Below are 15,156 nucleotides of genomic sequence, written 5' to 3' on the forward strand. Positions count from 1 at the left end.
AAAACCAGATAGAGTAGGCATCACGTAAACGTTACCGCTATGTTACATATAGCACAGGGGAAAACCTCACCAGATGATTGGGCCGATTATGAGAGCTCACGGGGCGGCATTTATGTTGATGTGGATACCTCGTCAGGGGGCTTTACGGCAACACCCCATTACATGGTATCGCTCGAAGGCAAAAGCCATCACTGGTGCGCCAACGGGGCAAACGCAATCTACGACGCCACGCCCACGGGTTTCAGGGTGTATTTAAGATGGACAGACGACAACGGCCATTTCGGTGAGTTGAACCCCTTAAAAAAAGAAACGGCAAAAAGGTATAAGTGGCACCTGAAATGGACAGGCATACAACTTTGCAATTCAAAAGGGAACAAGAAATAATCGTAATTCAAAAAAATCATGAAAACGCAAATTTTTATCACCACATTTTTACTGGTGTTCGCAACAGGGTTGGTACACGCCCAGACACGAAGCACCAAAGGCACTAAGGTTATTTTGGTCGTTGACAAGGCGAACAAGGTCACCAATATGGAATTGTTTTCGGACAAAATGGGAAATTTTGACAGTAAGGCATTTCAAAAACGGCATCCCAACGCCAAGTAAATGCTTGGGCTGCTGAACGGAAAGTACAAAACAGTGGGTGCGGCAATAGAACCCCTTGGTGATGCGACCATTACCATTTTTACCGATAAGAATGCCCTGCCCGGTGATCAGTTTTTGCCGGGAGACCAATTCTTGCCCGGTGACCAGTTTCTCCCAGGGGATCAATTTCTCCCAGGCGATCAGTTTACATTGGGCAACAACAAGGCCCAATTGGTCTCCCGAAAGAGGGGTCAAATGGTGGTAAGGGTACAATGATTAAAACATGAGCAGAAATCCTCTCTCTTCTGGGGAGAGGATATAGGAGAGGGGACTTTTACCTCAAAGCAATAGAAAAAAACAAAAAACAAAAAACATGAAAACACTGCAAAAATTACTACTGATTTCCGCCCTGCTACTGTGCAGCCCCATGGCCATGGCCCAAGAGGGCGATATTATGGGTGCACTTATGGAAGCCGCCGCAGCACAAGAAAATGCGGGGAATCAAGCGCAATCTGCAGCAGATAATGCAGCCCAATCTGAAGCTGCAACAGCATGGGAAGAGGCATGGGAAAAAATGATGGAGGAAAATGGCAAGGTTGTGAATGCACTGGACACCAAATACCTGAAATGCACGGCACTTATGGTATTGTATGTGCATGCATACTTAAAACTTGTCAATGAACATAAACTGGGAGATCTTACAATGTCCGCATGTGATGCATTGGGTATGCAGACCTTGGCCATGGCCAGCTCGACCACCATCATGTACTGCCCGGAGAAAATGGCCCAACTACATTATACGCAGTTTAGACCCATTCGCGATGATTTTTATGAAGTTCTGCAATCGATGGATAATGAAACATTGGCTATAAGAATAGGTTATATGCTTGACAATATTATAAGACGATGGAGGAGAGATAATTCGGTATCTGAGGATGATGTTGGCAACGAATTCGTCTTGGACTACCTCATAAAATTTTTCAGGCCTGAATACATTCTCTATCGCACATTCGAAATCGGTCAGAAAATGGAGGCTTTGGGTTGTGAGGGCTAGTCGCTCAAAGAGCATTCACTGGAATAAACCAACAAATAAAACCTATAAACAGATGAACATATCGACCCTAAGATTGTTTTTTGCCATGTCAATCCTTATTTGCATTGGAGGATGCAACTTTGGCGGCGATAAAGAAAAGAAGGCAACGGAGAACAACGGCGAACCCGCCACCAATGCCGTCAAAAATTCAAATGTGTATTTGGAGGCCGATGTATGGCGCAGTTGGTCTCCATCCAAAGAACTCATGGGCTATACATTGGTACGATTTGTCACCGACCCTTTTAAATTGCAGGGGTTGAATTCAACCACAGCGCGTTATGAAAAAGACGAGGTGTTCATCACGGTGCAGGTTGTTGACGGCAATTCTGAAAAAGGAAAAAGAGAGATCCGTGACCATTTGGCGATAGCCAACCTCGAACGCGATTACTCCAGCGACTACGGCTATGAAAAGACCTTAATGCACAACGGTATCAAGGCCAAAGAAGAATACCTGGCCCCACCCGCAGGCCAATACCTGATCAAGTTTATGCTCAAAGACCAATATGGCGTCTCGGTAAAATCCAATGCCGAAACATCAGATGAAATCTGGGGGTTTATAGACCGATTAAACCTTGAAGATTTGAAGTGATAATTTCTCTGGCTCTTATTGATTGTCGAGCCTGGTATGTTTAGCGGACACAAGGATGGCCAAAGTAAAAGACCGAAAAGTATTTTGAAATGTACTTTTCGGTCTTTTTTATCGAGTGTTCAATCTTTTGTTCGAAGCCTTGAAAATGTCAACTTCTCAAAGCTCCAATAAACATCACTTGCGAGCATGGATTTCAACAACTTATGTTAAAAACTTTGGGGCTGTTTTAGCAAAACAGCCTTTAAAGTTCGGGTTCATTTTTAAATCTTTGTTAGCCCGTCCAGAGGGAAAATTCACTCGATTAAGCAACTTTAATTTTTTTTGAATATGTCATCAGCCGTTGAGCCCATTTTGCAAGAAAACAAAGACCGATTTGTCATTTTTCCCATTCAGCACCACGATTTGTGGGAATGGTACAAAAAGCAGGAAGCTTGCTTCTGGACGGCCGAAGAGATAGACCTGCACCAAGACCTATCGGATTGGACCACCAAACTCAACGATGACGAGCGCTATTTCATCAAACATATTCTGGCATTCTTCGCAGCTTCTGATGGTATCGTAAACGAGAACCTTGCCGAAAACTTCGTGAACGAAGTGCAGTATTCTGAGGCCAAGTTCTTCTATGGTTTTCAGATTATGATGGAAAACATCCATTCAGAAACCTATTCGTTGCTCATCGATACCTATGTGAAAGACGAGAAGGAGAAGAACATTCTGTTCAAGGCCATCGAAAATTTCCCTGCTATCAAGAAAAAAGCTGATTGGGCGTTGAAATGGATTGAGTCGCCAAGTTTTGCAGAGCGCCTTATTGCGTTTGCAGCGGTCGAAGGTATTTTCTTCTCGGGTGCTTTCTGCTCCATTTTTTGGCTGAAGAAAAGAGGCCTGATGCCCGGATTGACCTTTTCCAATGAATTGATTTCAAGGGATGAGGGCATGCATTGCGACTATGCGGTACATCTGCACAACAACCACTTGGTGAACAAGGTGCCCAAAGAACGTATAAAGGAAATTATCGTCGATGCGCTGAACATTGAGCGTGAGTTCATCACCGAATCACTTCCGGTAAGCTTGATTGGAATGAACGCTAAATTGATGACCCAATATCTGGAGTTTGTGACCGACAGGCTCTTGGTCGAACTCGGATGCGAAAAGGTCTATAATTCCACCAACCCGTTTGATTTCATGGATATGATTTCCCTTCAGGGAAAAACAAACTTTTTTGAAAAAAGGGTTTCAGAGTACCAAAAAGCGGGTGTGCTCAACAAAGAGAAAGACACCGATTCACAGAAAATCAGCTTCGACGCTGATTTCTGATTTACGAGGTACGATTTTAGATTGACGATTTGTTTGATTGGAGTAATCTAAAATTTGGTGAAAGAAAAATTAAAGAAGCGCACACAAACATTTGCGATAGATTGCGGGTATCTGTGTTCAAGATTTCCGGCCACAAGAGAATACGATGCTTACTGTCGGCAATTGATAAGGTGTGCAGCCTCGGTCGGAGCGAATTACAGGGCGGCGTGTAGGGCAAAATCAGATGCCGATTTTTTGAACAAGCTGAAAATTGTTGAAGAAGAGGCTGATGAGAGCATGTATTTTTTGGAGATACTCTTGATCATATCCCAAAAAGAGCATCAAGAAATAAAGAGGTTGTTGCAGGAGGCCAACGAGTTATTGTCAATTATAGTGGCTTCCATCAATACGGTAAGAAAAAGAATAAAAGACAAAAAATAATCAACTTAACAACAATTAATGTAGAATAGGAAGCAATCGTAATTCTACAATCAAAATTCTGAAATCAAATGTATGTAGTAAAAAGAGACGGAAGAAAAGAGCCTGTAATGTTTGACAAAATTACGGCCCGAGTTAGAAAATTATGCTATGGCCTTAGTGAATTGGTTGACCCGATCAAGGTGTCAATGCGGGTTATAGAAGGGCTTTACGATGGTGTCACGACCTCAGAGCTCGATAACCTGGCCGCTGAGATTGCGGCTACCATGACCACCACACACCCTGATTACGCAAAGCTGGCTGCGCGCATTTCCGTTTCAAACCTGCATAAGAACACCAAAAAATCGTTCTCTGAAACGATGAAAGACCTGTACGAATATGTGAACCCCCGTACTGGAAAAAAGGCTCCGTTGCTCTCGAAAGAGGTCTATAAGGTCATTTCAGAAAATGCCGAAAGACTTGATTCGACCATAATCTATAACCGCGACTTTGGCTACGACTACTTTGGCTTCAAAACGTTGGAAAGATCTTATTTGTTGAAGCTGAACGGAAAGATTGCAGAAAGGCCGCAACATATGTTGATGCGGGTTGCAGTGGGTATCCATTTAGACGATTTGGACTCGGCCATTGAGACTTATGAGCTCATGTCAAAGAAGTATTTTACCCATGCGACCCCCACACTATTCAATTCTGGCACACCCAAACCACAGATGTCATCATGTTTTTTATTGACCATGAAAGAAGATAGCATCGATGGCATTTATGATACCTTGAAGCAAACAGCCAAAATCTCACAATCTGCTGGTGGTATCGGTCTTTCGATTCACAATGTGCGGGCCACTGGATCGTATATCGCCGGCACCAATGGAACATCAAATGGCATTGTGCCGATGTTGCGGGTTTTTAACGACACCGCACGTTACGTTGACCAAGGGGGCGGCAAAAGAAAGGGAAGTTTTGCCATTTACGTAGAACCTTGGCATGCCGATATCTTTGATTTTCTTGATTTGAAAAAGAACCATGGGAAAGAAGAGATGCGGGCACGCGACCTGTTCTACGCCATGTGGATACCCGATTTGTTCATGAAACGGGTCGAGGCCGATGGCGAATGGACGCTTATGTGCCCCAACGAATGCCCAGGGCTGTTCACCACCCATAGCGAAGAATTTGAAGCGCTATACACCAAGTATGAGGCTGAGGGCAAAGGCCGCAAGACCATTAAGGCCCGCGAACTGTGGGAAAAGATATTGGAATCGCAGATTGAAACCGGCACCCCTTACATGCTTTACAAAGACGCGGCCAACCGCAAGAGCAACCAAAAGAATCTGGGCACCATCAGATCATCGAACCTGTGTACCGAGATTTTGGAATATACTTCACCCGATGAGGTTGCCGTCTGCAACTTGGCATCCATTGCATTGCCCATGTTCGTAAAAAATGGCAAGTTCGATCACAAAGAACTTTTCAAGGTCACCAAAAGGGTCACCAAAAACCTGAACCGGGTCATTGATAGAAATTACTACCCGATCAAAGAGGCCGAGAACTCAAATATGCGCCATAGGCCCATCGGTTTAGGGGTACAGGGTTTGGCAGACACCTTTATTCTCTTGCGATTGCCGTTTACCAGCGATGAGGCCAAGAAATTGAACCAAGAGATTTTTGAGACCCTTTACTATGCCGCTGTAACGGCTTCTATGGAGCTGGCCAAGGTAGAGGGACCCTATTCCACTTACGAGGGGTCACCCATCTCACAAGGCGAGTTTCAGCATAACCTGTGGGGCATTAAGGATGAGGAGCTTTCAGGAAGATGGGACTGGGGAAAATTGCGCAAAGAAGTTAAAAAGCACGGTGTTCGAAACTCGTTGTTGGTTGCTCCTATGCCAACTGCCTCTACCTCACAGATACTAGGAAACAATGAGTGCTTTGAGCCCTATACCTCAAACATATATACGCGTCGTGTACTATCGGGTGAGTTCATTGTGGTGAACAAGCATCTGTTGGAAGACTTGGTGAAACTTGGTCTTTGGAACGAAAGCCTAAAACAGGAGTTGATGCGGGCCAATGGCTCCATCCAACATATTGATGCCATACCGGACGAAATCAAAGAATTGTACAAGACCGTTTGGGAGTTGAGCATGAAAGACATTATTGACATGAGCCGTCAGCGAGGTTACTTTATTGATCAGAGCCAATCGCTAAACCTCTTTATGGAAAATGCCAACTATGCCAAATTGACCTCGATGCACTTCTATGCATGGAAGAGCGGACTCAAGACGGGTATGTATTACCTGCGCACCAAAGCGGCCGTTGACGCCATTAAGTTTACGTTGGACAATACCAAGAAAAAGGAAGTGCCCGTTAGCGTCGTGGCCGAAGCCGAAGTGGAGGCAGCCTCACCAGAGACAGCAAAAAATCTGGAAGTAAAACCCACACCGGTAAGTACACAAGAAGTAGATGTTCAACCGATGACCGAGGCTGAGATGAAGGCATTGATCGCACAGGCCAAAGAGGGCCAGGCAGACGACGACTGCCTTATGTGTGGATCATGATTTGGGATTGAAAACCATCTTTCCAAAAGATTTGGTTTTTGGTCTGCGCTGAGATTGTTTCAGCATGTGATAGTGTTTATTGATTTAGAATGCCCCGGAGTAAGACTACCCCACACAAAGTCGAATCCGGGGCGTTTTACTTGTTGGAATGGCGAAACATGGCATACGATATCAATAAAAGAATACCATAAATGATCAAGAAGAAATAATACCGTTCCATAACGAGCCCATGTGTTTATAAAATGGGTCGCACTTAAATTGGGAATATTACGAGCTAGGGTGTTAAACTAAATATAAAACCCGTCTCCTTATTCAAGAAGACGGGTTTTATTATATGTTGTAGTGGCACGCTTGAACTATAGCGACCAAGCCTTGCCCTGTGTCAGTTCGTTGACATCACCACAGCCAATGTATTGGCCGGGTACCGGAAGGTATGCCAATACTTCCTCTCCGATATGCTCTGTGTTCTTGAATGCCCAAATGGCCATTCCCCGAAGGTCATTGGCAAACGAAAAATTTGATACATCTTCGTCAAGGCCAGCTTGCCCACCTTTCGTCACAGCTTCCATATAGCTATCGATTATTTCATTGTGAGATTGTTCTTCCTCATCGGTTCTTTTTCTAAGGTATTTTGCCAGAACAGGTTCAATGTCGGCAGCTTCCACATCCATGAGACTTACCTTGCCCGAATCTGCCAAGACCCTGTTGAAAAAGGTCTCGGTTCGCATTTTTATGAAAGCCTGGGCCTCTTCAGGAATTACCTCGTTCATAAATGCATCGATGAACACATGCACGTTCAGTTCGGTCGCAGAAGGGGTGTCTGTCTTAGGCAAAATGACGTCAAGGGTCTGGGCCAAGGCATAACCCTGTTCTTTATCAAAAAAGTTGGGCACCCATTCGGCATAGGGCGGTTTGTCTTTACAGCCTTGTAAGATTCCCAATAAGGTTGGTGTGGCGACGGCATAGCCAAATGCCATGCCCATATTTTTGAGTGCAGATCTTCTTTCCATTAGATGTTTCCTTTTTTAAGTTCTTGTGCTGCATGGTTGGCCGCCCTTGCGGTAAAGGCCATATAGGTCAAAGAGGGGTTTACACAGGCCGCTGAGGTCATAAAGGCCCCATCGGTAACATAAACATTCTTGCAGGCATGTACTTGGTTGTAGCCGTTCACCACAGAGGTTCTTGGGTCGCGGCCCATTCTTGCAGTGCCCATTTCATGTATGCCGAGGCCCAGTGCACCAGGGTTGTCAAAGGGCTCTACATCTCTTAAACCAGCTTTGGTCAACATTTCAACAGCTTGGTTTTTCATGTCTTCCCTCATGTTCCATTCGTTTTCCTTAAACTCGGCATCGAAGGTCACGGTTGGCAGCCCCCATTGGTCTAAATTATCATAATCAAGGGTCATGCGGTTATCTTCGTAGGGAAGCACCTCTCCAAAGCCACCCATACCAAAGGTCCATCCGCCAGGTTTCAAAATGGCATCTTTGAGTCCCTTGCCATGAGACATTTCAGCGATGGTCTCTTCCCAGTTGCCCCTGCCGGCACCACCTTGGTAGCCGTATCCACGAATGAACGAATCGGTATTGGAGCTGCCGCCAAGATTTCTAAAACGCGGAATGTAGATGCCGTTGGGCTTTCTTCCCTTATAATATTTATCGTCAAAGCCATCAAACTTTCCAGAGGCGCCAACGCCTAAATGGTGGTCCATGATGTTTCTTCCCAATTGGTCAGAATCGTTCCCTAGTCCATCAGGGAAACGATCCGATTTTGACTGCATCAATATAGCGGTGGATGCGATGGCCGAGGCACACAAAAAGATAACCTTGGCCTTGAATTCAAATTCTTCTTTGGTAACGCGGTCAATGACCTTGACCCCAGTGGCCTTTTTCGTATCTGGATCATAGATTACCTGGTGCACTATAGAGTCTGGTCGCAACGTCATATTGCCCGTTCTTTCGGCTGCTGGCAGGGTAGACGATACGCTACTAAAATAGGCCCCGAACGGGCAACCTCTGATACAACGGTTTCTGAACTGGCAACGGGTTCTGCCGTCGCCCTCAAATTTTTTGTCGCTATTAATGTGGGCAACCCGGCCTGCCGTGACCACACGGCCATCAAAATGTTCGGCCACTTTTTCACGTACATGCTGCTCAACACAGTTAAGCTCCATCATGGGTTCAAAAACGCCGTCGGGCAATTGGGGCAGGCCCAGTTTTTCGCCAGTAACCCCGATGTAGGCCTCAACCTTATCGTACCAAGGGGCAATATCTTTATAGCGAACAGGCCAATCAACGGCAATGCCATCCCGTTTGTTGGCTTCAAAATCAATGTCGCTCCACCGATAACTATGACGCCCCCACATAATGGAACGCCCACCCACGTGGTAGCCACGCATCCAATCAAAACGTTTTATTTCGTTGTAAGGGTGCTCAAGGTCGTTCACAAACCAGAAATTATGTGGGGCCTTGACGGTGTAACCCGTTCTGGCCTGTTTTTGTTGTTTGGCCTGTTCTTCTCTTGGCAATTCTCCATTGTGTGGAAAATCCCAGGGGTCCATATTGGCAGTAGGATAATCTTCTCGATGTTTGACCATTCTTCCCCTTTCGAGCACCAAAGTCTTGAGTCCGTTTTCACAAAGTTCTTTGGCGGCCCAGCCACCGCTGATGCCTGTCCCGACCACTATGGCATCATACGATTCTTGTTCTTCGTTGTAATAGAATTTGCTCATGTATTCAAACTTGTTTATCCTCTAAATGTATTAAATATTAAATTAATTTTCTACATTTAATCCTTAGGTTCGTTGAGAATTCTGAACTACAACGTTGTAGTAATTTTCAATGTAATAACAAATCCAACCCTTAGTTACACAATTATGAAAAGACGACAGTTTATCGGCAACAGCGCCAAAGCAGGTGTGGGCTTGTCGATCATGGGCATCTACGCATGCAAGAACACCAACAAAAAGGAGGCGAAAGAAGAAGAAACAGCAGTTGAAGCCGCGGTCGAGCCTTTCTTCAAGCTTTCTTTGGCACAGTGGTCTATCAACAAAATGATACGTAACGATGGGGTGGATCCCTACACCTTTGCCGAAAAAGCAAAGGCTTGGGGCTTTGAAGGACTGGAATATGTGAGCGGCCTATACTATCCGTTGCTTGAGAAAGATAATTTCTCTGAAGCCGCCATGAAAGAATTTGTTGACAGAAGCAATGCCGAGAGCCAAAAACACGGCCTCACCAATTTATTGATTATGATTGATGGTCAAGGTAATTTGGCAGCTGAAGAAAGTACCGAAAGAACCGCTGCCGTAGAAAACCACCATAAGTGGGTCGATGCCGCTGCCGCCATGGGCTGTCATTCCATTCGTGTCAACCTGAATGGCAGCACAGACCCCGAGGTATGGAAAGAGGCCTCAATCGATGGACTTACCCAATTGGCAAGTTATGCCAAAGACAAGAACATCAATATTATAGTAGAGAACCATGGGGGCCCTTCGTCAAATGCGGCATGGCTTGCAGAAATAATGAAAGAGGTAAATATGGCGAATTGTGGCACCCTGCCAGATTTTGGCAATTTCTGCATGAAACGGGAAGATGGATCCTATTATGAATCAAAATGTATTGAAGAGTATGACAAATACAAAGGGGTAAAAGAATTGATGCCCTATGCCAAGGCAGTCAGTGCCAAATCATATGATTTTGATGAAGAAGGCAACGAAACCACCATCGATTATGTGCGTATGTTGAAGATTGTAAAAGATGCGGGCTATACGGGCTATATCGGGGTAGAATATGAAGGAAATGAACTGGGCGAAAAAGAAGGTATCTTGGCGACCAAGAACCTTTTGATCAATGCAGCCAAGAAAATATAGGTATATCGTTTCTGATATATATGAAAGTACTCTTTAACCAACTGTTCGACTATAACTTCTACTGCAACCGCAAACTGATAGAAAAGTGCGTTGCCCTAGATGAAGTGCCCGAGAAAAGTAGGGTGCTGTTCAGCCATATTTTGAACGCCCACCATATCTGGAACCATCGTGTACTTCAAAAACCATCGACATTCGATGTGTGGCAAGAACATCCGTTGGGCAATTGGCAAGACATTCACTACGAGAACCAGCGAACATCTTTTGAAATAGTTACCAATGCCGATGATTTTGAGAAAAGAGTGGAGTACGAGACCACCGAGGGGCGCGTTTTCGCCAACGATTTAAAGGACATACTGTTTCATATCATCAACCACTCTACGCATCACCGTGGACAGATTTTGATGGATTTTAGGTCTAACGGTATGGACCCCGATCAATTGGATTACATTTTTTATAGACGCTGATTAACCGAAGACACCAAACCATGAAAACAAGCACCAAGTTTCAATTGTCATTTATGATGTTCCTTGAATTTTTTATTTGGGGAGGATGGTTCGTAACTCTCGGCACTTTTTTAGGAAACAATTTAAATGCCTCGGGCGGTGAAATCGCGCAGGCTTTTTCGACCCAATCTTGGGGGGCCATCATAGCCCCTTTTATCATCGGGCTGATTGCAGACCGCTATTTCAATGCCGAACGTATTTTGGGCGTTTTGCATCTATTGGGGGCAGTGCTCATGTACCAGATGTACGGGGCTACTGATTTTTCACAGTTCTATCCCTTTGTTTTGGGTTATATGATCTTGTACATGCCCACCTTGGCCTTGGTCAATTCGGTGTCGTTCAACCAAATGAAAGACCCCTCAAAAGAGTTCGCTTTTGTACGCGTGTTTGGCACCATTGGTTGGATTGCAGCAGGGCTCATTATCAGCTACGTATTTCTATGGGACTCTACAGAAGGAATCGAGTCGGGCTTACTGCGGAACACCTTTTTAATGGTGGCCATTGCCTCGGCAGTGTTGGGGCTGTTCAGTTTTACCTTGCCCAAAACACCCCCGAGGGTGGATAGAAAAGAAAAGGTGAGCATTTCAAGTATTTTGGGGCTTGATGCCTTGAAACTGTTGAAAGACCGTAACTTTTTGGTCTTCTTTATTTCTTCCGTATTGATATGTATTCCCTTGGCGTTCTATTATCAAAATGCCAATCCGTTTCTGTCAGAAATCGGTATGGACAATCCCACCGGAAAAATGACCATTGGGCAGGCATCAGAAGTGATTTTTATGCTGTTACTGCCATATTTCTTCAAAAAGTTCGGTTTCAAAAAGACCATTATGGTGGGTATGTTGGCGTGGACAGTTCGTTACCTGTTGTTTGCCTATGGCAATGCAGGCGATTTGGCCTTCATGTTGATCATTGGTATTGCATTGCATGGTATCTGCTATGATTTCTTTTTTGTTTCCGGGCAGATTTATACCGATACAAAGGCCGGCGAAAAATATAAAAGTGCGGCACAGGGTCTGATTACACTGGCCACCTACGGGGTGGGCATGCTGATCGGCTTTTGGATTGCGGGCAAGATTACCGATATGTTCTTGTTGGAAGACGGTAGCCACACCTGGGAAAACATCTGGGTCTACCCCGCAGGTTTTGCCTTGGTGGTCTTGATAGTATTTATGCTGCTGTTCAAAAACGAGGAAGTATCCTATAAAAACTAATCCATAAATAAATCAACCAAATGGAAAACATCAACAAGAATCGATTGTTCATAGCCTCGTGTGTGGCCCTTTTGGTCACAGCCATGACCTTTGCCATTCGGGCACGGTTAGAGACTGTTTTTGGACCTGAAGGGGTAGGCCTCACCTTGGAACAGATCGGTTGGGCGTTTACCCCGGCATTTTGGGGCTTTACGCTGGCCATGATCATTGGAGGGCCTTTGGTCGATTCGCTTGGAATAAAAAAAATCACTTGGATTGCCTTCATTACACATGCCATTGGTATTGTTTGGACCATTCTGGCACGTGACCAGACTTCATTATTTTTGGCTACACTGTTCGTAGGTATCGGCAACGGTATGGTCGAAGCCTCTTTGAACCCTATGATTGCCTCGATGTACCCTAAGAACAAGACGAAAATGCTGAACCGTTTTCACGTATGGTTTCCAGGGGGCATAGTGGTAGGATCCATTGTCGGTTGGTTTGTGATGGACGTTATGGGCCTTAGTTGGCAGATAATGGTGGGCACCTTGTTTATACCCTTGTTGGTCTATGGATTCATGTTTTTTGGCCAAAAATTCCCTGTTACCGAGCGTGTAAAAATGGGGGTGAGCACGGGTAATATGTGGAAAAGTGTCACAAAACCCCTGTTTCTGTTTATGGTGTTGTGCATGTTGTTGACTGCTGCCACCGAATTGGGCACCAATCAACGAATCGAATCCCTTCTGAAAGAGAATGTGACGGCACCCTTGTTGGTGCTGGCCTTTATAAACGGCATTATGGCCACAGGCCGTGCCTTTGCCGGTCAGGTGGCGCATAGACTTAAGCCTGAGGGTATGTTGCTGTTTTCGGCAGTTTTTGCATTTTTAGGGCTTTGGTTGTTGACGCTCACCAGTGGGTCCATGACCTTTTTGGCAGCAGCCATTTTTGCAGTGGGCATTACGTTCTTCTGGCCCACAATGCTGTCGTTTGTGGCAGAATATATACCCGAGAGCGGGGCCTTGGGGCTCTCGATCATGGGTGGGGCCGGAATGCTATCAGTTTCGATAGTGTTGCCCATTATGGGAAACATTCTTGACAATGCCAGTGCCAACGAAGCGTTGAAAATCATGTCGGTTTTACCGGCAATATTGATAGTTTTGTTCATCGGACTGAACGTTTATATGAGAAAGAGAAAACCTAAAAATGTTGAAGCATAAAACAAGCAGAAAATGCCAAAGAAAATCAGATTAGGAATATTAGGAGGCGGGGGCGATTCACTTATCGGCGTATTGCACCGTGTTGCATCGTTCATCAATGACAATTATGAAATAGTGGGGGCAGTCTTTAATCCCAACCATGAAGACAGTTTGGCCTTTGCCAGGGAAATCGACATTCCGACCAACCGCATTTACAAAGATTTTGACACCTTGGTCGAAGAAGAGCTGAAATTGCCTGAAGACGAGCGTATTCAAGTGTGCTCGATTCAGACACCGAACTTTCTGCATTTCCCCATGGCCAAAAAATTGTTGGAAAATGGTTTTCATGTTATCTGCGAAAAGCCGATGACCATGAACTATGAAGAGGCCAAAATACTTCAAGAAACCCATAAGAAATCAGGTAAGGTCTTTGCATTGACCCACACTTATACGGGTTACCCCATGGTTCGCCAGATGCGTGAAATGATCAAAGCGGGCGAGTTGGGCAAGATACACAAGGTCGATGCCCGATACTATCAAGGATGGATAAACCCCATCATCCATGATAAGGAAAAACGTTCATCGGTTTGGCGCTTAGATCCCAAAAAGGCCGGCATCAGTTCTTGTATGGGCGATATTGGCGTACATGCCTTTAACATGGTCGAGTACACCACTGGGTTGAAGGTAAGGTCGTTGCTGTGTGATTTCAATTATCTGTATGAAGACAATCAAATGGATGTAGATGGTACCGTGCTCATTCGCATGGGCGACCATGTAAAAGGGGTAATCCGATCAAGCCAAGTGGCCACTGGTGAAGAAAACGGTCTGGCCATCGCCATTTATGGTGAAAAAGGAGGATTGCGATGGGAGCAGGAAAACCCAAATTTTCTGTACCGGTTGAGCGATACGGAACCCATACAGGTCTATAAGCCCGGCCATGCCTACAATTCAGAACTTTCTTTGGAGGGAACCAAACTGCCACCAGGGCATCCTGAGGGGATTTTTGATGCCATGGCGAACATTTATAAAGGAGCTGCCAAGGCAATTCGGGGCGAAAAGTACAACGATGGTGAGTTTCCCACTATGGAAGATGGCTTGCGCGGCATGAACTTTATCGAAAATACGGTTGCCTCGCACAAAAAGGGCAATGTGTGGGTCAACATGGATTAAGCCATAAAACATTTGTGATAATCCGTGGAATTAGTGTCCAATAGATTTTTCTCCAAGAAAGTGGAAAAGACACTAATTCCACGGATTTTCACTTAATTGATGGAAACAAATAGTTTTTCATCGAGACTTCCTAAAAAAGCCTTGCTACCTTTTAAAGATCTGCTCAAACCGCTCAAAAACAATGATCATGCTTTCTCTTGGCACCTTGCCAAAAGGTTCGAGCTCGCGGGTGTAGTAGTCCCAATGGGTCTTTTGCCAATGTTCAAGGCTCTTGTCGCCTTCCCCTTCCAAACGGGCGTGTTCGGCATGAACGGCAAAAAAGGGCAGCAGTTTTACCGAGGTGGTTCTAATAATGCACTTTGCTTCCCCGGCCCAATCGGTGACCACCATAAAATCACCAATTTTAGGCAAAGGCTCACCCCTTAGCTGAAGCCCTAAGAGCGAATGTGAGGTAGCACGCTTGATGTCTTTGCAGATTAATTCAGCGCAGGTGTTGGCATCTTTTTCATTATCACAAAAATGGCCGACACGCGGGGCATCCTCATTGGCAAATTCCAAATGGGCATCCAAAAAATCGCCCCAAAGACTTCGGGCTGAAGCATTTTCCATAGAAAGTCAGTATTCAAGCAATATTATGAAATGAACGCCAATAAAATCAATTTTTTCGATAAGCTCCTCTTTT

The 15,156-nt window shown here is 45.0% G+C and carries 16 protein-coding genes; 13 read left to right on the forward strand and 3 right to left on the reverse strand.

The window, feature by feature from the left end; all coding sequences use genetic code 11:
• The first annotated feature begins 39 nt into the window (after window positions 1–39).
• The 8 genes from VC82_RS07580 to VC82_RS07615 all read left to right on the forward strand — a co-directional run bounded on the left by VC82_RS07580 (window position 40) and on the right by VC82_RS07615 (window position 6,547).
• Entirely contained in the window at window positions 40–384 is a 345-nt protein-coding gene (locus tag VC82_RS07580) for a hypothetical protein (protein ID WP_045801837.1), read from the forward strand.
• Between the two features lie 18 nt (window positions 385–402).
• The gene (locus VC82_RS07585; RefSeq protein ID WP_045801838.1) at window positions 403–606 is read left to right on the forward strand and encodes a hypothetical protein; all 204 of its coding nucleotides are present in this window, start codon (window positions 403–405) and stop codon (window positions 604–606) included.
• On the forward strand, window positions 607–861 hold the full coding sequence (locus VC82_RS07590; protein ID WP_045801839.1) for a hypothetical protein: 255 nt from the start codon (window positions 607–609) through the stop codon (window positions 859–861).
• A gap of 97 nt (window positions 862–958) precedes the next feature.
• A complete protein-coding gene (locus VC82_RS07595; RefSeq protein ID WP_157518017.1) occupies window positions 959–1,639 on the forward strand; it encodes a hypothetical protein in 681 nt (226 codons plus the stop codon).
• 52 nt (window positions 1,640–1,691) lie between these two features.
• On the forward strand, window positions 1,692–2,267 hold the full coding sequence (locus VC82_RS07600) for a hypothetical protein (protein ID WP_157518019.1): 576 nt from the start codon (window positions 1,692–1,694) through the stop codon (window positions 2,265–2,267).
• 327 nt (window positions 2,268–2,594) lie between these two features.
• On the forward strand, window positions 2,595–3,581 hold the full coding sequence (locus VC82_RS07605) for a ribonucleotide-diphosphate reductase subunit beta (RefSeq protein WP_045801842.1): 987 nt from the start codon (window positions 2,595–2,597) through the stop codon (window positions 3,579–3,581).
• Window positions 3,582–3,638: 57 nt separating this feature from the next.
• Entirely contained in the window at window positions 3,639–4,001 is a 363-nt protein-coding gene (locus VC82_RS07610; protein ID WP_045803325.1) for a four helix bundle protein, read from the forward strand.
• 68 nt (window positions 4,002–4,069) lie between these two features.
• Entirely contained in the window at window positions 4,070–6,547 is a 2,478-nt protein-coding gene (locus tag VC82_RS07615) for a ribonucleoside-diphosphate reductase subunit alpha (protein ID WP_045801843.1), read from the forward strand.
• Window positions 6,548–6,903: 356 nt separating this feature from the next.
• Here the strand turns inward: VC82_RS07615 and VC82_RS07620 are convergent, their stop codons facing one another.
• Together VC82_RS07620 and VC82_RS07625 are read right to left on the reverse strand one after the other, a co-directional pair.
• Complete coding sequence (locus VC82_RS07620) at window positions 6,904–7,557, reverse strand: gluconate 2-dehydrogenase subunit 3 family protein (RefSeq protein WP_045801844.1); 654 nt, start codon at window positions 7,555–7,557, stop codon at window positions 6,904–6,906.
• Entirely contained in the window at window positions 7,557–9,275 is a 1,719-nt protein-coding gene (locus tag VC82_RS07625; RefSeq protein WP_045801845.1) for a GMC oxidoreductase, read from the reverse strand. The genes VC82_RS07620 and VC82_RS07625 overlap by 1 nt, the downstream gene beginning before the upstream one ends.
• A gap of 144 nt (window positions 9,276–9,419) precedes the next feature.
• On the opposite strand from VC82_RS07625, the gene VC82_RS07630 reads away from it, so the two are divergent.
• From VC82_RS07630 to VC82_RS07650, 5 genes are read left to right on the forward strand one after another with little or no spacing between them, the layout of a single operon-like run.
• Window positions 9,420–10,415: a sugar phosphate isomerase/epimerase family protein gene (locus VC82_RS07630; RefSeq protein WP_045801846.1), complete on the forward strand. Its 996-nt coding sequence runs from the start codon at window positions 9,420–9,422 to the stop codon at window positions 10,413–10,415.
• A 20-nt stretch (window positions 10,416–10,435) separates the two neighbouring features.
• Window positions 10,436–10,879, forward strand: coding sequence for a DinB family protein (locus tag VC82_RS07635; RefSeq protein WP_045801847.1), 444 nt, complete (start codon window positions 10,436–10,438; stop codon window positions 10,877–10,879).
• 20 nt (window positions 10,880–10,899) lie between these two features.
• Complete coding sequence (locus VC82_RS07640; protein WP_045801848.1) at window positions 10,900–12,129, forward strand: nucleoside permease; 1,230 nt, start codon at window positions 10,900–10,902, stop codon at window positions 12,127–12,129.
• Window positions 12,130–12,149: 20 nt separating this feature from the next.
• Window positions 12,150–13,325, forward strand: coding sequence for an MFS transporter (locus VC82_RS07645; RefSeq protein WP_045801849.1), 1,176 nt, complete (start codon window positions 12,150–12,152; stop codon window positions 13,323–13,325).
• A gap of 12 nt (window positions 13,326–13,337) precedes the next feature.
• Window positions 13,338–14,474, forward strand: coding sequence for a Gfo/Idh/MocA family protein (locus tag VC82_RS07650; RefSeq protein ID WP_045801850.1), 1,137 nt, complete (start codon window positions 13,338–13,340; stop codon window positions 14,472–14,474).
• A 144-nt stretch (window positions 14,475–14,618) separates the two neighbouring features.
• Here VC82_RS07650 and VC82_RS07655 read toward each other — a convergent pair whose 3' ends face one another.
• The gene (locus VC82_RS07655; protein ID WP_045801851.1) at window positions 14,619–15,083 is read right to left on the reverse strand and encodes an ASCH domain-containing protein; all 465 of its coding nucleotides are present in this window, start codon (window positions 15,081–15,083) and stop codon (window positions 14,619–14,621) included.
• Window positions 15,084–15,156: the final 73 nt, after the last annotated feature.

The sequence above is a fragment of the Flagellimonas lutaonensis genome (assembly GCF_000963865.1).
GTDB classification, from domain to species: Bacteria; Bacteroidota; Bacteroidia; order Flavobacteriales; family Flavobacteriaceae; genus Flagellimonas_A; species Flagellimonas_A lutaonensis.

Coding starts and splice junctions, on each gene's coding strand:
- VC82_RS07600 (WP_157518019.1), top strand. CDS start 1,692: ATGAACATATCGACCCTAAGATTGTTTTTTGCCATGTCAATCCTTATT.
- VC82_RS07630 (WP_045801846.1), top strand. CDS start 9,420: ATGAAAAGACGACAGTTTATCGGCAACAGCGCCAAAGCAGGTGTGGGC.
- VC82_RS07620 (WP_045801844.1), bottom strand. CDS start 7,557: ATGGAAAGAAGATCTGCACTCAAAAATATGGGCATGGCATTTGGCTAT.
- VC82_RS07650 (WP_045801850.1), top strand. CDS start 13,338: ATGCCAAAGAAAATCAGATTAGGAATATTAGGAGGCGGGGGCGATTCA.
- VC82_RS07655 (WP_045801851.1), bottom strand. CDS start 15,083: ATGGAAAATGCTTCAGCCCGAAGTCTTTGGGGCGATTTTTTGGATGCC.
- VC82_RS07590 (WP_045801839.1), top strand. CDS start 607: ATGCTTGGGCTGCTGAACGGAAAGTACAAAACAGTGGGTGCGGCAATA.
- VC82_RS07580 (WP_045801837.1), top strand. CDS start 40: ATGTTACATATAGCACAGGGGAAAACCTCACCAGATGATTGGGCCGAT.
- VC82_RS07625 (WP_045801845.1), bottom strand. CDS start 9,275: ATGAGCAAATTCTATTACAACGAAGAACAAGAATCGTATGATGCCATA.
- VC82_RS07615 (WP_045801843.1), top strand. CDS start 4,070: ATGTATGTAGTAAAAAGAGACGGAAGAAAAGAGCCTGTAATGTTTGAC.
- VC82_RS07585 (WP_045801838.1), top strand. CDS start 403: ATGAAAACGCAAATTTTTATCACCACATTTTTACTGGTGTTCGCAACA.
- VC82_RS07595 (WP_157518017.1), top strand. CDS start 959: ATGAAAACACTGCAAAAATTACTACTGATTTCCGCCCTGCTACTGTGC.
- VC82_RS07635 (WP_045801847.1), top strand. CDS start 10,436: ATGAAAGTACTCTTTAACCAACTGTTCGACTATAACTTCTACTGCAAC.
- VC82_RS07640 (WP_045801848.1), top strand. CDS start 10,900: ATGAAAACAAGCACCAAGTTTCAATTGTCATTTATGATGTTCCTTGAA.
- VC82_RS07605 (WP_045801842.1), top strand. CDS start 2,595: ATGTCATCAGCCGTTGAGCCCATTTTGCAAGAAAACAAAGACCGATTT.
- VC82_RS07645 (WP_045801849.1), top strand. CDS start 12,150: ATGGAAAACATCAACAAGAATCGATTGTTCATAGCCTCGTGTGTGGCC.